This is a genomic window from Acinetobacter sp. FDAARGOS_559, from assembly GCF_003940475.1.
In the GTDB taxonomy this organism is placed as follows: domain Bacteria; phylum Pseudomonadota; class Gammaproteobacteria; order Pseudomonadales; family Moraxellaceae; genus Acinetobacter; species Acinetobacter baumannii.
The window spans coordinates 1,666,691-1,686,726 of sequence record NZ_RKJG01000005.1; the positions used below are offsets into that span (position 1 = coordinate 1,666,691).

20 protein-coding genes are annotated in these 20,036 nt (G+C 38.8%); 9 read left to right on the top strand and 11 right to left on the bottom strand.

All coding sequences use genetic code 11. The features are described 5' to 3' along the window. Window positions 1–14 precede the first annotated feature (14 nt). Complete coding sequence (locus EGS71_RS09400; RefSeq protein ID WP_001202756.1) at window positions 15–1,730, top strand: proline--tRNA ligase; 1,716 nt, start codon at window positions 15–17, stop codon at window positions 1,728–1,730. Window positions 1,731–1,784: 54 nt separating this feature from the next. Here EGS71_RS09400 and EGS71_RS09405 read toward each other — a convergent pair whose 3' ends face one another. The 4 genes from EGS71_RS09405 to EGS71_RS09420 form a co-directional block, all read right to left on the bottom strand. After that, window positions 1,785–2,126, bottom strand: coding sequence for a YegP family protein (locus tag EGS71_RS09405; protein ID WP_000929502.1), 342 nt, complete (start codon window positions 2,124–2,126; stop codon window positions 1,785–1,787). 211 nt (window positions 2,127–2,337) lie between these two features. Next, window positions 2,338–2,682, bottom strand: a complete 345-nt coding sequence (locus tag EGS71_RS09410) for a zinc ribbon domain-containing protein YjdM (RefSeq protein WP_000056785.1) — start codon at window positions 2,680–2,682, stop codon at window positions 2,338–2,340. A gap of 90 nt (window positions 2,683–2,772) precedes the next feature. Beyond that, window positions 2,773–3,129, bottom strand: coding sequence for a DUF488 domain-containing protein (locus tag EGS71_RS09415; RefSeq protein ID WP_001025487.1), 357 nt, complete (start codon window positions 3,127–3,129; stop codon window positions 2,773–2,775). A gap of 143 nt (window positions 3,130–3,272) precedes the next feature. Continuing rightward, entirely contained in the window at window positions 3,273–3,722 is a 450-nt protein-coding gene (locus EGS71_RS09420) for an SRPBCC family protein (protein ID WP_000190594.1), read from the bottom strand. A gap of 216 nt (window positions 3,723–3,938) precedes the next feature. On the opposite strand from EGS71_RS09420, the gene EGS71_RS09425 reads away from it, so the two are divergent. The 3 genes from EGS71_RS09425 to EGS71_RS09435 all read left to right on the top strand — a co-directional run bounded on the left by EGS71_RS09425 (window position 3,939) and on the right by EGS71_RS09435 (window position 6,524). Continuing rightward, entirely contained in the window at window positions 3,939–4,661 is a 723-nt protein-coding gene (locus EGS71_RS09425; protein ID WP_000054208.1) for a YgfZ/GcvT domain-containing protein, read from the top strand. A gap of 145 nt (window positions 4,662–4,806) precedes the next feature. After that, a complete protein-coding gene (locus tag EGS71_RS09430) occupies window positions 4,807–5,517 on the top strand; it encodes a DsbC family protein (RefSeq protein WP_000850465.1) in 711 nt (236 codons plus the stop codon). A gap of 182 nt (window positions 5,518–5,699) precedes the next feature. Further along, entirely contained in the window at window positions 5,700–6,524 is an 825-nt protein-coding gene (locus tag EGS71_RS09435) for a tetratricopeptide repeat protein (protein WP_000734697.1), read from the top strand. Window positions 6,525–6,558: 34 nt separating this feature from the next. On the opposite strand, the gene EGS71_RS09440 is transcribed toward EGS71_RS09435, so the two are convergent. The 4 genes from EGS71_RS09440 to EGS71_RS09455 form a co-directional block, all read right to left on the bottom strand. Then, complete coding sequence (locus EGS71_RS09440) at window positions 6,559–7,482, bottom strand: AEC family transporter (protein ID WP_000231860.1); 924 nt, start codon at window positions 7,480–7,482, stop codon at window positions 6,559–6,561. Window positions 7,483–7,547: 65 nt separating this feature from the next. Further along, complete coding sequence (locus EGS71_RS09445) at window positions 7,548–8,657, bottom strand: NADH:flavin oxidoreductase/NADH oxidase (RefSeq protein ID WP_001096162.1); 1,110 nt, start codon at window positions 8,655–8,657, stop codon at window positions 7,548–7,550. Window positions 8,658–8,666: 9 nt separating this feature from the next. Then, on the bottom strand, window positions 8,667–10,871 hold the full coding sequence (locus EGS71_RS09450) for a TonB-dependent receptor family protein (RefSeq protein ID WP_000055229.1): 2,205 nt from the start codon (window positions 10,869–10,871) through the stop codon (window positions 8,667–8,669). A 130-nt stretch (window positions 10,872–11,001) separates the two neighbouring features. Then, complete coding sequence (locus EGS71_RS09455) at window positions 11,002–11,568, bottom strand: DNA-3-methyladenine glycosylase (RefSeq protein WP_001280163.1); 567 nt, start codon at window positions 11,566–11,568, stop codon at window positions 11,002–11,004. A gap of 75 nt (window positions 11,569–11,643) precedes the next feature. On the opposite strand from EGS71_RS09455, the gene mutM reads away from it, so the two are divergent. Beyond that, a complete protein-coding gene (mutM, locus tag EGS71_RS09460; protein ID WP_001114565.1) occupies window positions 11,644–12,468 on the top strand; it encodes a bifunctional DNA-formamidopyrimidine glycosylase/DNA-(apurinic or apyrimidinic site) lyase in 825 nt (274 codons plus the stop codon). Between the two features lie 19 nt (window positions 12,469–12,487). Then, window positions 12,488–12,778, top strand: coding sequence for a peptidylprolyl isomerase (locus EGS71_RS09465; protein ID WP_001192454.1), 291 nt, complete (start codon window positions 12,488–12,490; stop codon window positions 12,776–12,778). A gap of 10 nt (window positions 12,779–12,788) precedes the next feature. Here the strand turns inward: EGS71_RS09465 and EGS71_RS09470 are convergent, their stop codons facing one another. From EGS71_RS09470 to typA, 3 genes are all read right to left on the bottom strand, one after another. Continuing rightward, a complete protein-coding gene (locus EGS71_RS09470; protein ID WP_001072494.1) occupies window positions 12,789–13,142 on the bottom strand; it encodes a gamma-glutamylcyclotransferase family protein in 354 nt (117 codons plus the stop codon). 142 nt (window positions 13,143–13,284) lie between these two features. Then, the gene (gene mscL, locus EGS71_RS09475; protein WP_000022555.1) at window positions 13,285–13,716 is read right to left on the bottom strand and encodes a large conductance mechanosensitive channel protein MscL; all 432 of its coding nucleotides are present in this window, start codon (window positions 13,714–13,716) and stop codon (window positions 13,285–13,287) included. 254 nt (window positions 13,717–13,970) lie between these two features. Beyond that, window positions 13,971–15,806, bottom strand: a complete 1,836-nt coding sequence (gene typA, locus EGS71_RS09480) for a translational GTPase TypA (protein WP_001280092.1) — start codon at window positions 15,804–15,806, stop codon at window positions 13,971–13,973. Window positions 15,807–15,984: 178 nt separating this feature from the next. Here typA and EGS71_RS09485 point away from each other — a divergent pair, with 178 nt between their 5' ends. The 3 genes from EGS71_RS09485 to EGS71_RS09495 all read left to right on the top strand — a co-directional run bounded on the left by EGS71_RS09485 (window position 15,985) and on the right by EGS71_RS09495 (window position 19,901). Further along, window positions 15,985–17,343 (top strand): uracil-xanthine permease family protein, encoded by a 1,359-nt coding sequence (locus EGS71_RS09485; RefSeq protein WP_000070861.1) that lies wholly within the window; start codon window positions 15,985–15,987, stop codon window positions 17,341–17,343. 62 nt (window positions 17,344–17,405) lie between these two features. Continuing rightward, a complete protein-coding gene (locus tag EGS71_RS09490) occupies window positions 17,406–18,419 on the top strand; it encodes a methyltransferase (protein ID WP_000371529.1) in 1,014 nt (337 codons plus the stop codon). A gap of 21 nt (window positions 18,420–18,440) precedes the next feature. Then, window positions 18,441–19,901: an amino acid permease gene (locus EGS71_RS09495; RefSeq protein ID WP_000004976.1), complete on the top strand. Its 1,461-nt coding sequence runs from the start codon at window positions 18,441–18,443 to the stop codon at window positions 19,899–19,901. Window positions 19,902–20,036: the final 135 nt, after the last annotated feature.

Genomic DNA, 20,036 nt, shown 5'->3' on the forward strand with positions numbered 1-20,036 from the left:
TTAGGACTTTTTCCATGCGCGCAAGCCGCTTTTTATTTGCAACGTTGAGAGAAACCCCAAACGATGCTGAAGTGATTTCACATCAGCTCATGTTACGTGCGGGGATGATTCGTAAATTGGCATCTGGTTTATATACATGGCTGCCGATGGGAACACGTGTGCTTAAAAAAGTTGATGCCATTGTTCGTGAAGAAATGAACCGTTCAGGTGCTATGGAAGTGTTCATGCCCGTAACTCAACCCGCGAGCTTGTGGGAAGAATCAGGTCGTTATGAACAATATGGTCCTGAATTATTACGTTTCAAAGATCGTCACGACAATCCGTTTGTGCTTGGTCCTACACATGAAGAAGTGATTACCGATTTAGCACGTAATGAGCTAAAAAGTTATAAACAGCTTCCTGTAAATTTCTATCAAATTCAAACTAAATTCCGTGATGAGATCCGCCCTCGTTTTGGTGTAATGCGTTCACGCGAGTTCATCATGAAAGATGCTTATTCTTTCCATGCAACTCAAGAATCATTACAAGAAACTTATGATGTGATGTATGACACCTATAGCCGTATTTTCACTCGTTTAGGTTTAGATTTCCGCCCAGTACAAGCAGATACAGGTTCAATTGGTGGTTCAGCTTCACATGAATTCCACGTATTAGCTGCAAGCGGTGAAGATGACATTGCATTTTCAACTGAGTCTGATTATGCAGCAAACGTTGAAATGGCTGAAGCTGTTTTAGTGGGTGAGCGTGCAGCGCCTACACAAGAATTTAAATTGGTTGAAACACCAAATCAAAAAACAATTGCTGATGTTTGCCAGTTCTTAAATGCTGCCCCTAAACAATCTGTAAAAGCCTTATTGGTTCAAGGCGTTGCTGATGAGAAAGGCAATGTACCTGTCGTTGCCCTATTCTTACGTGGTGACCACGAACTTAATGAAATTAAAGCCGAGAAGCATCCTTTAGTGGCCGCTCCTCTTGCGTTTGCCACAGAAGAACAACTTCAAACATTTGGCTTAACTGCTGGCTTCACTGGTCCACAAGGTTTAGTTGAAAAAGGCATCACTGTAATTGTTGACCGTGCTGCATCTGTTCTTTCTGACTTCGTTGCTGGTGCAAATGAGGCAGACAAACATGCTGTAGGCGTAAACTGGGAACGTGATGCACAAATTACTGAAGTTTTCGATTTGCGTAATGTGGTTGAAGGTGACCCATCTCCAGATGGTAAAGGTACCCTACAAATTAAACGCGGTATTGAAGTGGGCCATATTTTCCAACTTGGTACTAAATACTCTGAAGCTTTAGGATGTAAAGTTCTCGGTGAAGATGGTAAACCATTTACAGTAACAATGGGCTGTTATGGTATTGGTGTGACACGCGTAGTTGCAGCTGCAATTGAACAAAACTACGATGACAAAGGGATTATTTGGCCACAAGCGATTGCTCCTTTTGAAATCGCAATTGTTCCAATGAATGCACACAAATCACCACGTACTCTTGAAGCAGCAGAAGCGCTTTATGCAGAACTTCAAGCCCAAGGCTTTGACGTATTACTTGATGACCGTAACGAACGTCCGGGCGTTAAATTCTCTGACCTTGAATTAATGGGTATTCCACACCGTATTGTGATTGGTGAAAAAGGTCTTGATGCGGGTACTTTTGAATATAAAGGTCGCCGTGATGCTGAAGCGAGCAATTTAACTAAAGAAGAACTCTTAGCTAAATTAGCGCGTTAATAAATACATAAATAAAAAAAGCAGCTTTTAGAAGCTGCTTTTTTTAATTTAATTTTACGCCTGAACTGTTAAGTCTTTAATGGTTGTGGAAGATCCATTGTTTTTAACCGATTCAATGCCTTTATCTCGTGAAGCTTCACTGGCATAAAACTGGCTCGAACCAATAATTTGATGATTTGCAGCTTTTAAATTGAAGTAAGGTTTCCCATTTTTTGCAGTTAAACGATCATATCGCGCATCGTCACTACTATTTTTTTGAACTGACTCAATACCATTGACTGCTGATGCTTTTGCTTTATATAGCTCACTATTTAAAATAATTTCGCCATTACCAGCCTTAAGTACAAAGCGATATTGTCCATCATTCGCTTGTGTAATTTCGTACCATCCTGCCATATGAACCTCGTTTTTTTGTTGGTGTGGGTATGACTTTCGTTATTATTCTGGACGAAAGTTAATTCTTCTTAATGACAATATAAATGAGCTATTAAGCTTTGGATAGTCTACTTTTTATACATTATCGTAATAAAATTATAAGGATGTTGAAATGTAAAAAGGTAGAGATCACGCCTGCGATCTCTACCAAAATGTAATTAAAATTAACAAATTAAGCTTTTTTTACAAATTCAGATTTTAACTTCATCTGACCAATACCATCAATTTTACAGTCAATATTGTGACCATCACTTGCGTCTGGAACTAAACGAATACTTTTTACTTTTGTTCCGACTTTAACAACTGAAGAAGAACCTTTAATTTTTAAATCTTTAATTACAGTAACGCTATCGCCATCCGCCAAAACGTTTCCATTAGCATCTTTAATAACTTCTTGCTCTTCAGTTACTAAAGCTTCCCCTTCTTTCCACTCGTGTGAGCATTCTGGACAAATTAATAAATCGCCGTCTTGATATGTATATTCTGATTGGCATTTTGGACAGTTTGGCAAAGACATAAAAAAATCTCAAAAAGTATATTATGCGAGATATGACTCATTTTTTAAAGTTTTAAATAAAAGACTTTTACCAAAAAAAAATTTATATATTTAACTTTTGCTCTTTTCTAATAAGTATTCTTTTAAAATAATCGCATGGTTATGTTCCACATCTTTAGCCGAATACAAAAGTGTAACTTTATGATGTGAAACGATTTCTAATAACTCTTTAACCGCAGAGTTGGTTTCTAGTTCTTTTAAATAACGTTGTTTGAACTCATCCCAATGTTCTACAGACTCTGCATGAAACCACTTACGAAGTTCGGTTGAAGGAGCTATTTCTTTTAACCATAAATCTAAATGAGCATTTTCTTTGCTAATCCCTCGACTCCATAGTCGATCAACTAAAATTCGCTTTCCATCATCACCGCTTACATCGTCATAAATTCTTTTAATTTGTATGTTCATATCTTTATCTTACAAGAAGGTTTAACTGATTGAGCTTCATATGATCATTCAATATTTTGTTCATTTTTGATAGTGTTTAAAAAATAAAAAATGAGTAGTTTTTCTACTCACTTTTTATTTAAATCTCAATTAAAAAAAGACAATTATTGATCTGGAATGTCGGCTTCTACTAACAACTTCAATAAAGATAAAGACTCTTGCCAGCCTAAATAGCATGCTTCCACAGGAATAACTTCAGGTATTCCTTCTTGGGTAATGTGTATTTCTGTGCCGACCAATACTGTTTTTAATGTAATGGTGACCTGCATCGTGCCTGGTAAATTTGCGTCGTCAAATTGGTCGTTATAACGAATTAATTCATTGGGAACGAGCTCAACATAAGTACCTCCAAATGAATGTGTTGACCCGGTTGAGAAATTGGTAAAGCTCATTTTGTATGAGCCCCCTACTTTTGCATCAAAACTATGAACCTTCGCGGTAAAACCGTGAGGTGCCATCCATTTAACTAAAGCATCTGGGTCAAGAAAAGCACGATAAACTCGTTCAGCTGGTGCCTTAAACACTCGATGTAATTTTACTGTACCTGTTGCCATTGTCTTCTCCTTATTTTAAGTCCATTTAAGTTATAAAAATTATGTTGAATAGCTTAAACCGTAGAATTTCTTTTAACGTATATTTTTGGTGTTTTTTTGACCTAAACCTATTGTTTTATACAAAAGTAAATTACGAAAACTATGGCTGATTTTTTAGTAAAAATGGAGCAAAATAGTCAGCAATCATAAAGAAACATATTGAATTTGAGATTAATCATGAGTCTGCTCGCTTTCTCCTCATATGCATTAAACGGTGTAGATGCACAAAAGTTTTTACAAGGCCAAGTGACTGTAGATACTGAACGTTTAGCTGAAAATGAAACACGCTATACAGCCATTTGTGATCTTAAAGGCCGCATCCATTTTGGCTTGTGGCTAAAAAAGAATAATGCAGAAAGTTTTGACATTATTGTCACTCAAGATCAAGCTGAAGAATTCGCGAAGCACATTAAAAAATATGGTGCTTTTTCAAAAATGACCTTAAGTGAACAAGGTGCTGTATTCCCAAAAGTTGTGAATGGCCATACTGAGTTCAGCTCTACAGAAACTGATATTTCCGAATGGCAAAAACAAGCCATCATGACAGGTCAAGCATGGATTGCTCAAGCGACTGAACATGAGTTTCAGCCACAAGAATTACGTTTACATCAACGCGAAGGCGTCAATTACGATAAAGGCTGTTACTTAGGTCAAGAAATTGTGGCGCGCCTTTGGTTTAAAGCAAAACCAAAACACTGGTTACATTTAGTTCAAGGTACGGGTGATGCACCTGCTCCAGCAACTCAACTGCACAATGATGTAGAAGTGGTTAATAGTACCCAAACTACTGACGGTTATATTGCCTTAGTTGTTGCGAAACCCGCCGCCCTTCAAGAATTAGGTCTTCAAGTTTTAGATTTACCAGAAGCTTTAAGTGGTGATGTTGCTAGACCACAATAATTATATTTAATAAATTAAAAGCCCGTGGATAAATCTACGGGCTTTTCTATAGATACAAAATTCTAATGAATTCATTAAATTAGGGCATCAATTTTTTAAGTTTTCTATGCCATCATAATCCATGTTGTAATCTAAGAGAAAAAATATGAAAACTAAACTTGCTACACTCATATTGAGTTTGGCTTTTTTCGGTTCTGCTCATGCTGATGTTAAAACACTTGAACAAAATCTGAAGACAAATTATCCAGACCTCCCTGTAAAAGGTGTCTATCAGTCACCTGTCGCTGGAATTTATGAAGTCTATACAAGTGGTCGTATTGTTTATACCAATCAAGATGCAAAATACTTTTTTGTAGGCAATTTAGTTGATATCAAACAACAAAAAAATATGACAGAAGAGCGAATTGCCGAATTGGGTAAAATTGATGTTAAAAGTCTCCCATTAAATCAAGCAATTAAATACGTCAAAGGTAAAGGAGAACGTACTCTTTATATTTTCAGTGACCCTGATTGCCCTTACTGTCAACGTCTAGAACAAAATATGGTTGGGGTAGATAACGTAACGGTATATGTATTCTTATATCCGCTGACCAGCTTACATCCAAATGCTGAAAAGGTTTCTAATCAAATCTGGTGCTCTAAAAACCCTTCAGAAGCTTGGACAAATTATATGCTTAACCGTAAATTGCCAGCGGCTGGCAAAAGCTGTACAAGTCCAATTCAGAAAAATATTGCTTTAGGCCAGAAATTAAATATAGATGGCACACCAACTCTGTTCTTACAAGATGGTCAAAGAATCTCTGGCGTACCAAGTGATGCAAAACAGATTGAAGCATTATTACAGTCAGTAAAATAATCCAATACGCCACTCTCTTAAGTAGAGTGGCGTATTACTTTTCTCCATAGTTTGCTTTATAGACATCGTTTTATATACAAATCGGCTGTTTACTTTCGGCCATCAATATTTATGATGAGAAATTGAATTGAGCTAATACATCGATGGAATGATGTAGCTACAAAGTAAAAGGTTAAAAAGAAATGAAGAAATTACTTATCGCCAGTCTAATTGCCATTTCAAGTTCATCAATATTTGCAGCAGACACTACGACATCTGCAGCTAAAAACGATGTATTTAAACAGGCTGAGCAGCTATACGCAGCAAAAAATTATCCTGCTGCCTTTCAAGAAGTCCAACGTCTTGCACAAACAGGAAATGCTCAAGCCATCTATAACTTAGGCTATATGACACAAATGGGCCAAGGTACTGCCAAAGATAATGCCAAAGCTCTGAAATATTATGAAGATGCCTCAAATAAAGGTTATGCTCAAGCAAGTTACACGCTTGCACAAATTTATGAGACTGGTGAATTAGGTGTTGCCAAAGATAGCAACAAATTCAGTCAATATATTCAAAAAGCAGCAGCTCAAGGTTCTGATGATGCAACTGTCAAAATAGCGACCATTTTATTTGCACAGAAAAAACCTCAATCTCACCAAATTGCTTTACAAAAGCTAGCGCCTTTGATTAGAAAAGGAAACTACCCTGCTATTCAGGTCAAAGCGCTTTATGATATTAGTCAAGGAGTTGAAAATAAAAATCCTTTAATGAAACGCCAAGGCATTGAGGCTTTGCAAACAATTGCTCAAAAGGGTTATGCACCTGCATCTATGGCTTTAGCAACCATGATGGCGAATGGCAATATCATTCCTCAGAACCTGCCTCAAGCAAAACAGATCTTTACTGAGCTTGCTAAGCAAAATGTTCCTAATGCTAGAGAATCTTTAGCTTCGGTCGAAAAAATTATTGCTGAGAAGAATAAACAAGCTGCCGCCGCTCCTACGCAGCCAGCTCCTAAAAAATAGTAAAGAGACAATAGCCCCACATGGGGCTTTTCTTTTACCACCACAAGGCAATAAGCCCACTCACACCCATAAAGCCAATAATGGTACTAATCATTAAGGGGGTTAATGCTCTTTCATTTAAACCGTAGGCTTGCCCAAAAATACCAAAAGCGATTGGCATTGGCAACGCAGCAAGTAAAGTGCCAGCATATAACATCTCTTGGCTCACGTTTGGCAGTAAAAGGAACAGCCCAAAAATCACAACTGGCATAAGGATGACATTAAATCCAGCCAACAATATACTTTGGAAATTCACGGCGGTAATACCAATACCAACCAAGCTGCCACCAATAGCAAATAATGCTAAAGGCGAAGCTGTTCTTCCTAAAAGTTCTAAGGCTTGCCCAAGTTTTGAAGGCAGATGAATATCTAGCAAAATGCAGCTCATCCCAACTAAAATTGCAATAATTACAGGATTTTTAAGTAAATTAATGAATGTTTTTTTCAGTAAAGGCAAAAGCCGTTGCTGTTGATGCAAACCCGCTTCTGCCAAAATGAGCATTAAAGCAACTATTAATAAATTTTCGATAATTAAGGTTAAAGATATATAGATTGCAGCATGGCTCCCCATTAGCATGGTTAGAATCGCTGTACCCATAAAACCTGTATTTGACATAGAAGCGCCCATCGATATGACTGCACTATGTGTTAGGCTATTTTTAAAATACTTGCGGTAAAGGATAAAAGCCAAAAAAAACAAGATTAAAGAGCCGCCACCATAAGCTATAAAATAAGCTGGGTGCCAAATATCTTGTAAGTTTTTATTGGCTAAAGATTGGATTAAAAAAGCAGGTAAAGAAATTTTAATAACAAATGCACTCAGAGCCTTAATTTGTTCAGGTGTTACCAGTTTAATGAGGACACTACAGTACCCCATCAATAATAAAATCAAAATTGGTAAAATTACCTGAAAAACCACAGACTACTTCCTCACTCATTTCAAAAGAAAAACGGGCAAATCTTAATTTGCCCGAATATTAAAAACTAAAAAGAATCAAAAAGCTGTTTTAAGCCATGTGGTTGGCAACGCAAATATTGAGGAGCAATTTTGACTTTTGCCCCTAATGTAGCTGCAGCATGCCATGGCCAACGTGGGTCATATAACATTGCACGAGCAAGACCAATAGCATCAGCTTGCTGGTTTTCCAGAATTTGTTCAGCATGTTCTGGCTCAGTAATTAGCCCTACAGCAATGACTGGAATAGACACATGCTTTTTAACTTGTTCAGCAAATGGAACTTGGTAACCAGCCCCAATCGTAATAGATTGATGCTCATGCAAACCGCCACTAGACACATGCACATAGGCTGCGCCCAATTGCTCTAAAGCTTTTGATAAACCAACCGTAGATTCAACATCCCAGTGCTCGATACTCTCTAACCAATCGGTTGCAGACAGTCTAACACCAACAGGATAACCTTCTGGTACAGCGAGTTTAATTGCCTGAAGAACCTCAAGAGTCATACGCATACGGTTTTCTAAAGAACCGCCATATTCATCAGTACGCTGATTGGCAATTGGCGATAAGAATTGATGTAGTAAATAACCATGCGCAGCATGAACTTCAATCAACTCAAACCCAGCTTCTACAGCACGTTTTGCAGCCGCTGCAAAGTCTTGTTGAACTTGTTTAATCTCAGCAATGGTCAAAGCATGTGGTGCAGCATCATGCACTGAAAAGGTACTTTCACTTGGAGCAACCGTTTGCCAACCATGAGGCTGATCTTTTGCAATCTGACCTTTACCTAACCACGGCTTTTCAGTAGATGCTTTACGTCCTGCATGTGCTAACTGAATTCCAAATGGCATCGGCGAAAGTGTATGAACCTTAGCTAACAACGTTTTAATTTTGTCACGTTGCTGATCATTCCACAGGCCAAGGTCAGCATAGCTAATCCGACCTTCAGGTTGTACAGCAGTTGCTTCTACAATACAAAGGCCTGCACCAGACAATGCATAATTTGCCCATTGCTGTTCATGCCAATAGGTAATTTCACCATCATCTGTTGCCGAATATTGGCACATCGGAGCAATTACAATTCTATTGACCAGTTGTAGTGAACCAAAGTTAACCGTTTCAAATAATTTTGCCATTTTTAATTCCTAGAATTGCTTAATTACACGTAAACCTGCACTCCAGTTACGTCCATCTGCTGGTTCAAAGTAACGTCCATTACCATCATTTACGATCACTGAACCTGCATAGTTTTTATCAAATAGGTTATCTACATGGGCAAAGCTATTCACTTTCCAGTCGCCCATTACCCATGCATAACCCACATTAGCTGAGGTTACACTGTAGCTTGGCGCTGCGTCACTGTTGGTATCATTCACGTATACTTTATCCATATACTGTACATCTACACCGCCATATAGTCCGTGCGGTGGCTGCCAAGCCAAAGAGGCATAAGCTTGGTTTTTAGCAATTCCAGGGATAGCATTACCCGCAGGAATTGCTGAAGCGAGAACTTTTTCGTCTTGATCAAGTTTTTCAGGAACGTTCGCATCAAAAGTCGCATCTAAATATGTATAGCTTGCAGTCGCAGTTAAATCTCGCCACAACTTTTTATTCCAGGCAAACTCTAAGCCTTCACGTAAGGTTTTATCTGCATTACGGAATGTTGAACGCCCATCTAAGCTTCCAGCTGAAACAATATCATTCTTAGTTTTTGTTTGGAAAACTGCTAACGTAAAATCACCTAAATGGTTTTGTGACTTTAAGCCTGTTTCATAGGTATTGCTTGTGGATGGTTTTAAATCAAAGTTAAAACCTGACTTTGAAGTATCAGTCTGATAAGCCATTTCAGTAAAAGTTGGCGTTTCAAAGCCTTTGGCATAACTCACATAGGCCAGGAGTTTAGGTAAAATTTGCCAGCTTAAAGCAGCAGAAGGTAAAACTTTATCGTAATCTGTTTTGCCACTATCATCACCGTTAACAGTGCCATACTCATCAGGCCCTGAAGTAAAATGATCTTTTGAGTTGTAATGGACATTGCTATAGCGTACACCCGTGTCTAAACGCCATGTTGGTAAAAACTGCCATGACGCTTGTAAATACGGGTCAATATTCCATAAAGTATTATCTTCATCTCGGCGTAAATTACCTTTCACCCCATAAACATCATTTGTATTAAAATTTTCAAAACCTTTACGTTCTTCATCCATTGCATCAAGTGCAACACCGACACTTAGAGTGGTATTTGGAAGTAACTCTTTGCCCGTCCAACGGAAGTCAGCACCATAATAATTACGTTCAAAATCAATGACTCCACCAGCATGCTTAGGACTCTTTTGACCTGTATAAACTGGCTTATCATTTTTTAACGTTACTTCACCTTTTGGAATAGATTGATATTGAGTAACTTGGCGATTACCTAAATATGCCATGGCATAGAGTTCATTTTTATCATTAATCGGTTTAGACCAAGTTATACCTGTTTGAGTTTGCTCAATATCTTTGCGCGCGTTAAACCCCATTTTTTTTACATAAGGAGCAATCTGTTTTGGGTTTGCTTGCCAATCCTTACGCTCCAACCCCATTGGATCGTCTGCATGAATTTTTACATAGTTGGTTACCCAGTTGATTTTACTACCATCATCAAGATTCCAACTGAGTTTTGCATTATTTAGTACTTTTTCTGCACCGCTATGTTCTCGGTAACCATCAGTATCGAAATACGATGAACTAATAACATAGCTTGGTTCATTCGCACCCTTTGCTCCACCTTGTAGCACGAGCCCTGCTCGGCTTTTATCGTGGCTGCCTCCCGAATAACTTAGCTCAATTGAATCTTTGCCTTGTCCTTCTTTAGTAGAAGTTAAAATTGTCCCACCCGATGAGTTTCCATAAAGTGAAGAAAAAGGTCCTGTTAGAACTTCAACATGGTCCAGACTACTTAAATCGATATTAGACGTTTGGCCTTGTCCATCCGGCATTGTTGCAGGAATACCGTCGACATATAAACGAATACCACGGACACCAAACGTAGAACGTGCACCAAAACCACGCATAGATAGCTGTAGATCTTGCGCATAATTTTCACGGTTACGAATCTGTAAACTCGGTATGCCCTTCACAACTTCAGTTAAATTTACTTGTGAAGAACTATCCACTTGAGGTGCCTCGATTCGGAAAACCGAAGCTGGTGTTTGTAAATAACCGGTGTCAGTACGTGTCGCTTCCACATGTAAAGTTGGTAATTTGGCAACGTCTGAATTTAAGTCTTCTGCCCAAACAAGTGGGCTAGAAATACAGCCCATACTCATCAAAATACAGTAATGAAGTCGGTCTAAGCGTAATAAGGACATGCTTATTTCCTTTATTTATATTGTAGTTATGATAACAAAAAGCAGTGTCTTGTCTGGATATAGAATTCGGTCTACATTGTTGTAAATCTGGAACGCTCGTTTTGCCATATAAATTTGTTCGCCATGAGAATTATCGACTTAATGATGGATGATCTTTCCAGCAATACCGTTCAGGCCAGTCTTTTGCCTCCTCGGCATAATCAATTCCAATACGTGGCGTTAAAACCACTTCTGGCTGTGTAGTGGCTGCTTCAATCCATAGTCCAGATTCTTCACCCAAAGTCTGGCCTTTTAAAGTCCGATCAATGCCTAAATAACGCGTCAGTTTGCCGGGTCCAGCCAAAAGCTTATATTCTTTTTTAGTTGAAGCACTATTTAAAAATGCTGATCGAATCATCACTCCTTCAGGTACACCTTCTGTTTGAGTAATAATGTTGAGCATTTCATACATGCCATAAATTAAATAGACATAAATGGTACCACCATGGCGATACATCACCTCTGTTCGTGCGGTACGTTTATCATTGTAGCTATGGCAGGCTTTATCGCGAACGCCCAAATAAGCTTCTGTTTCACTAATTGTACAGCGGATAACTTGTCCATCAGGCTGTCGCTTACATAATACGCACCCGATTAAATCGTATGCTACTTCCGAAGTTTCTCGTTGAAACCAGCTTAATGGTAAAATATCTGACATAGTATTCTCTGAAATATTACATACCACACGTTATACTTGATTAATCCAGTATATCTGTTAATTCTGCGAGTTGGCATGCCTGAGTTACCCGAAGTCGAAACCACCAAAACCAGTTTATTTCCCTTATTGAATCAAAAAGTTCTAAGTGTTGAAGTACGCAATCCTAGCTTACGCTGGCCTATACCAGATAATGTTCAGAAACTTGTTGGACAACGTCTCATCGGGTTAAATCGACGTTCAAAATATATTTTGGCAGAGTTTGAACAAGATCAAATGCTCTGGCATTTAGGAATGTCGGGTAGCTTTCGCCTGTGTCAACCAAATGATGAACTGAGAAAACACGATCATCTCATTATTCAATTTGAAGATCAGCAGTTACGTTACCATGACCCACGTCGTTTTGGCTGTATTCTTTGGCTTAACCCTGAAACTCAAGGCAAACTCATCGATACTTTAGGGCCAGAGCCTTTAAGTACTGACTTTCATGCAGAATATTTAGCTTCTAAACTCAAGAATAAATCTGTCGGCATAAAAATTGCACTCATGGATAATCATGTAGTGGTTGGTGTTGGCAATATCTATGCAACTGAAAGCTTGTTTAATGTTGGCATTCATCCAGCACAGCCCGCTGGTGATTTAACCATGCAACAGATTGAGAAACTGGTTGTTGAGATTAAGCGAATTTTGAAGTCAGCAATTGATTTAGGCGGCTCGACTTTACGAGACTACAGCAATGCCATGGGTGAAAATGGTTATTTTCAACAGACTTTACTCGCTTATGGTCGTGCCGGTGAAATGTGTGTTAACTGTGAAACCACATTAGAAAACTTAAAACTTGGTCAGCGTGCCAGCGTATTTTGTCCACAGTGCCAACCACTTAAAAAGCTGAGAAAGCTTTAATTTTTTGGAGGAAGACAACATGCAAACAGCAATTGTCCGACATATTTTAGTCAAAGATAAAGACTTAGCCGAACAACTGAAAAAGAAGCTACAAAGTGGTGCTGACTTTGCCAAACTTGCCAAACAATACTCCACCTGTAATTCGGCAAAACGTGGTGGTGAACTTGGTGAAGTCAAAAAAGGGCAATTGGTGCCTGTCATTGACAAAGTAGTTTTTACGGCTGCTGAACGTGTATTACAAGGTCCAATCAAAAGCCAGTTTGGCTATCATCTCTTAGAAGTTAAATTCAGAATGACTGGCTTACGTTGATTTCAGCATTTTACTTGTAATTGTGAGAAGCTTTAGCCTGCATATTGATTTGATATGTCCAGGCTTTAACATACTCACCAGATTCTAATTTTATATCTGCTGTCACACGTTGGTATTGAAAGCCTTCAAAATCATCTAACATTTGCCAGTTTTCTGCTAACTTTTCTGTGCTAAACAAATAGCCTTCTACCCAATCTGCTTCTGGATCTAACTCTAAAGCCTTTAAACCTTTGTCTGGTCCCCAATCTAAAATATGAATCACTCCTCGTACACTCGCTTTTGTCCAGTTACCACCAATCTGCTCTAAAATATGAGCATTTGCTTTATTAGGGCATAAAGTTCCATATACAAAAAGCTGATTCATTAATTTATGTTCCTTGTTCTATCTGCTTAGCTAAACTTAACTGTGATTTAGCAAGTTTATCAATATCTCTAGTCCAGTATAAAATGCTATGTAATAAAAAACGGTACTCTAGGTACCGTTTTTTATACTCAAATTCTTTTTATTAAGCTTGTTTTTTCAACTCATCACGAATTTCACGTAATAATTGGATATCTTCTGGAGTTGCAGCTGGAGCTTCTGGCTCATTCTTATCACGGCGAAGTTTGTTTAATAATTTCACCATTAAGAACACAACCCAAGCCAAAATCAGGAAGTTAATTAAAATGGTCAGGAAGTTACCATAAGTTAATACATTAATACCTGCTTTTTGTAGGGCATCTAGAGATTGTAAGTTATTAGGGTTTGCACCTAACACGATAAATTTCTGCGAGAAATCAACGCCACCACCAGTAATTACAGTGATAAGCGGCATGATGATATCTTTTACTAACGAGTCTACGATTTTGCCAAAAGCACCACCAATAATTACACCAATGGCTAAATCCATCATATTGCCTTTAATGGCAAATTCTTTAAATTCTTGAATAATACTCATCTAAACATCTCCAGATGTAGGGGGGAGGAACACATCATATTTTTCTTTTTTCACTGGCCTCTTATCCGTCTAGATAGTACTCGCCATGATATTGATAATTTAATATTTTTTTCAAAAAAAGAAAGCTATTTCACACTTTAACAACATATTTGCTTACAAGAAAAATATGAATTTAAGTTTACTTTCAGCTTTACCAGTAAGCAATAAAAAACCGCTAAACGAATTTAGCGGTTTTTCTTTTCATTTAAGAAAAATTATTTATCACGGTTACGTTTACGTTCGTTTTCAGTCAAGTAACGCTTACGGATACGAATTGATTTTGGAGTAACTTCTACTAACTCGTCATCTTCAATAAATTCAAGAGCTTGTTCAAGCGTGAATTCAATTGCAGGTGTTAAAGTTAAAGCATCATCAGTACCAGACGCACGAACGTTAGTTAACTGTTTCGCTTTAGTTGGGTTTACAACCATATCGTCTGAACGAGAGTTAATACCTACGATCATACCTTCGTAAACTTCTAACTGTGGCTTAGCGAATAAACGACCGCGGTCTTGTAAGCTGAATAATGCATAGCCCAAGCATGTACCTTGAACCATAGAAATCAACACACCGTTTTGACGCTTCGCAACAGTACCTTGTTTAAGAGGACCATAGTGAGAGAAGCTTGAAGTCATAATACCAGTACCAGAGGTCATGGTTAAGAATTCAGAACGGAAACCAATTAAACCACGTGAAGGAACAGTTGCTTCAATACGGATACGGCCCTTACCGTCAACTTCCATATTGGTCATTTCGCCTTTACGGTGACCCATTTGTTCCATTACAGCGCCTTGGTGCTGCTCTTCAACGTCAAACGTTACGTTTTCGTAAGGTTCTTGTTTTTCACCATCAATTTCTTTAATGATTACTTGCGGACGTGATACACCTAATTCGAAGCCTTCACGACGCATGTTTTCAATTAAAACTGAAAGGTGAAGTTCACCACGACCAGATACTTTGAAACGGTCTGGACTGTCAGTATCTTCAACACGTAAAGCTACGTTGTGAATTAATTCGCGATCAAGACGCTCACGAATATTACGTGAAGTTACGAATTTACCTTCTTTACCAGCAAACGGAGAGTTGTTTACTTGGAAAGTCATAGACACTGTAGGTTCATCTACAGATAAAGGTGGTAATGCTTCAACATTTTTCGGATCACAAATCGTGTCAGAAATGTTAAGTGCATCAATACCAGTAATACATACGATATCGCCCGCAGATGCAGAATCAACATCAATACGCTCTAAACCATGGTAACCCATGATTTTTAAGATACGACCGTTACGTGTATTGCCTTCTTTGTCAATTACAGTAACAGGAGTATTTAATTTTACAGAACCACGTTGAATACGACCAACACCGATAACACCTACGAAGCTGTTATAGTCAAGTGATGAAATCTGCATTTGGAATGGACCATCAACATCAACAGCTGGTGGCTCAACAATGTCTACAATCGTTTCGAACAACGGAGTCATGTCTTCTGCAAGCTCTTCAGGAGCAGGACCCGCTACACCACGTAAACCTGATGCATAAACGATTGGGAAATCAAGTTGCTCATCAGTTGCGCCAAGGTTATCAAACAAATCAAATACTTGATCGATTACCCAGTCTGGACGCGCACTTGGCTTGTCAACTTTGTTGATAATCACGATTGGTTTTAAACCACGGGCAAAGGCTTTTTGAGTCACAAAGCGAGTTTGTGGCATTGGGCCTTCTTGTGAGTCAACAAGAAGTAGTACGCAGTCAACCATCGACATTACACGTTCTACTTCACCACCGAAGTCGGCGTGTCCCGGGGTATCCACGATGTTGATACGGTAAGTTGTATCTGTACGTTTGTCTAACCAAGTAATAGCGGTGTTTTTCGCTAAGATGGTAATACCACGTTCACTTTCAAGCGCATTCGAGTCCATGACACGCTCAATCTCGCCTGCTCGGTCACCGAGAGCACCTGATTGCTGAAGTAGTTTATCGACAAGTGTGGTTTTCCCGTGGTCGACGTGCGCAATAATTGCGATATTACGGAGATTTTTGATATCTGACATGAAAATTCGAAACGCCTAAAATTTGAGGGCAAATTATACAGAAAAACACTACTCTTGAGTAGTGACAGTTTATTGACATTGACAAAAAAATTTTCCAATAGTCTGTATTTCGTTTTGTAAAGATAGGTATCTCGATTAGAATAGCGCCAATTTGCGAAATTGCGGCGTATTTACTCCCATGTCCAATCAACCATCACAAGACAGTCTTGACCTCGTTTATGGGCTAGATGACCGACCAAAACCGTTCGTGGCTTTTTTGGCAGCCTTTCAACATTTGCTTGCAATTATTGTCCCGATTGTTACTCCCGGACTTCTAATTTGCTTAGCATTAGGCGTTCCACGAAATGAAACCAATATGATTTTATCAATGTCTTTGGTCATTTCAGGAATCGCGACTTTCTTACAATGTAAAAAAGTTGGTCCGTTTGGTGCAGGCTTACTTATTGTTCAAGGTACAAGTTTTAACTTTATTGGCCCGATTATCGGTATTGGCAGTGCAATGGTTGCTGCAGGTACACCAGTCAATCAAGTTATGGCTGCTATTTTTGGTGTTGTGATTGCAGGTTCATTTATTGAAATGGGCGTATCACAAATTCTCCCATGGGTAAAAAAGCTAATTACTCCCCTTGTGACAGGTATTGTGGTACTCCTGATTGGTCTAACGCTCATTAAAGAAGGTTTGATTAGTATGGGCGGTGGTTATCAAGCCATGCAGGACCATACTTTTGCCAGTGCTGATAACCTTGTAATGTCGTGTACTGTTCTTGCTATTATTATTGTCCTAAACCGTATTCGTATTGTCTGGATTAAAAGTTCAGCTATTTTAATTGCTTTAGTGATTGGCTACATTCTTGCCGGCTTTATGGGGTATCTAGACTTCTCTGGTCTAAAAGATGCGCCCGTGATTCAAATTCCGACACCGATGCATTTTGGCTTAAGCTTCTCATGGGGCTTATTTATTCCAATGGCATTTATTTATTTGGTTACGTCTTTAGAAGCAATTGGTGACGTAACGGCAACCAGTAAACTATCAAACCAACCTGTAGATGGTCCTCAGTGGATGCAACGTATTAAGGGTGGTGTGTTAGTAAATGGTGCAAATTCACTACTTGCTGGCCTATTCAATACTTTCCCAAGCTCCGTGTTTGCCCAAAATAATGGTGTTATCCAATTAACTGGCGTAGCAAGTCGTTATGTAGGAATCTGGATTGCTGCTTTACTCATTTTATTAGGTCTATTCCCTGCTGTAGCTGGTGTAATACAAGCTGTTCCACAAGCCGTATTAGGTGGAGCAGTTATGGTAATGTTCGGCGCTGTTGCTGCCTCAGGTATTAATATACTTTCATCAATTCATTTAGATCGCCGTGCCCTTTTAATTATTGCGATTTCACTTGCATTAGGTTTGGGTGTTGCTCAAGTGCCACAAATTTTGGAGCATCTGCCAGAATTATTTAAAAATATTTTTAGTTCCGGCGTAGCAACAGGCGGTATTGCAGCATTAATTTTAAATGTTGTACTCCCAGAAACACATAAATAACCAATTTTAATTTTGATTACTGCCCAGTTTTCACTGGGCATTCTTCTTCATGAGAGATGTACATGGACCCTAGAAGTGAAGTGATATTAAGACAACAAGACTATTTAAAAGGTAGGGTCTTGTTAATTAATGCACCGAATGACGCCCTAGTCAGTCAATTACCCACTGAGATTGATGCATCAGTCTGGACATGGAATTATGCTGACTATCAGGGTTTTGTGAATACAGGCACACCAGCTCATTTCTCGGTTGAGTTTCCATCACAAGAGTTTGATCAGGCTATAATTTTTGTTCCAAAATCAAAAGAGCTTTTAAACTATATATTGCATGTAGTGATGAGCCATCTGAAAACTGACCAATCAGCTTTTTTAGTAGGTGAAAAAAAAGGTGGTGTTGAGAGAGCTGCCAAACAACTACAAAACTTTGGCACAATACTTAAACTTGATAGTGCCCGACATTGTCAGTTATGGCATTTAAAAATTGAGAAAATTGAAAAGATCAAACCTCTTGAAAGCTGGTTAAAAACCTATACTGTTCAAGTAAATGAGCAAGAACTTATCATTTGTGCCCTACCCGGCGTTTTCAGCCAAACTCATTTAGATGTCGGAACTGCTGTTTTACTCCCTTATCTAAATCAGGTGAAATCAGGTAGAATTGCCGACTTCGGGTGTGGAGCTGGAATTATCAGTTGCTATTTGGCAAAAGCAAATTCAAGTAATATTATCCATGCCCTAGATATTGATGCCTTCGCTTTACAGTCAACGGAAATGACTTTTAGTCGAAATGGAATAGGTTCAGACCAGTTGAGATTGCAGCCTGTTACAGGAATTGCAGACGCCCCAACAGAACTTGATGCCATTGTCAGTAATCCTCCCTTCCATCAGGGTATTCATACCAACTATGATGCAAGTGAAGGACTCTGCCAGAACGCTAAAAAACATTTAAAGGCATCAGGTGAGCTATGGATTGTAGCGAACCGTTTTTTAAACTATCCGATCTTAATTGAGAAGCACTTTGGTCAGTGTGAGATTAAAACTGATCTTCAAGGCTTTAAGGTGTTATATGCCTGTGCATAACAAACTATGTAAGGAATCTCCATGAGCGAAACACATGCTCCTGAAAAACTCCAGCGTAAGCTTGGGGCTCGTCATCTGAATATGATCGCCATTGGTGGTTCCATTGGTACAGGTCTTTTCCTTGCTTCTGGGTCAACCATTGCAAATGCAGGTCCAGGTGGGGCGTTACTCGCCTACTCCCTCATTGGTATTATGATTTACTTCTTAATGACCAGTTTAGGTGAACTTGCGACACACACACCAACATCCGGTGCTTTCTTTACCTATGGAAGTCGCTATGTCGAAGAGGGTTTTGGTTTCGCTCTAGGCTGGAACTACTGGTACAACTGGGCAATTACGGTTGCGTTTGAACTCGTTGCCGTACAGTTTATTATGAAATTCTGGTTCCCAGATGTTCCCGGATTCTATTGGAGCGCCCTCTTTCTCGTCATTATCTTTATGATTAATGCGATGACCGTAAAAGGATTTGGTGAAAGTGAATTCTGGTTCTCCATGGTTAAAGTAATTGCCATTGTTGCCTTTATTATTATTGGTATCGCCATGATTATTAAGATTATGTTGACACCAGGAGTAGCAACTTTTGGCAACTGGACTTATAAAGAGGCACCATTCGTAGGTGGTTTACAAGCCATGATTGGGGTAGCCATGATTGCCGGGTTCTCATTTCAGGGAACCGAGATGGTGGGTGTTGCAGCGGGTGAATCAAAAGATCCGAAGAAGACGATTCCGCTTGCAATTAAACAGATTTTCTGGCGAATTTTATTATTCTATATCTTGTGTATTTTCATTATCGGCACCCTTATTGCCTATGATGATCCAAACTTATTACAAGCAGCAGCAACAGAAAATATTGCTCTTTCTCCTTTCACCTTACTTTATGAAAAAGTAGGTTTTTCTTTTGCTGCAAGTTTAATGAATGCAGTTATTTTGACTGCTATTTTGTCGGCAGGTAACTCGGGCATGTACTCTTCTACCCGTATGTTATTTGATATGGCGCAACAAGGCCGTGCACCAAAATGGTTTGCAAAACTCGATAATCGTGGTGTTCCAATGAATGCGTTATATGCAACTACATTCATTGCTGCATTCTGCTTCTTAACGACTTTTATCGGTGAAAAGCAAGTCTTTAACTGGCTCCTCAATATGTCAGGAATGTGTGGTTTCATTGTCTGGTTAGGTATTGCAATTTCGCATTATCGTTTCCGTAAAGGTTATATTGCTCAAGGTTATAAATTAGAAGATCTTGCATACCGCGCTAAGTTTTTCCCATTCGCACCTTGGTTTGCCTTTATCCTCTGTTCTGTCATTATTTTAGGACAAAACTACCAAGCGGTTTTAGGCGGTAAAATTGACTGGATTGGCTTACTTTCTACTTATATCAGCTTGCCTTTATTCTTAGTAATCTGGCTTGGATATAAATGGAAAAATAAAACTAAATTAATTCCTTACGATCAAATGGATGTAAAACCAGAGCAAGATTAATACTGAGTTCAAGTAATTAATCAGCGCTTATCAAAGGTCAAAAACTTGATCTTTAGTTAAAAACAGGTAAAATGCCGTTCAGATTTTCAACGGCACTTTTTAAAAAAGGAGGACATCATGCCAACACTACAAGGT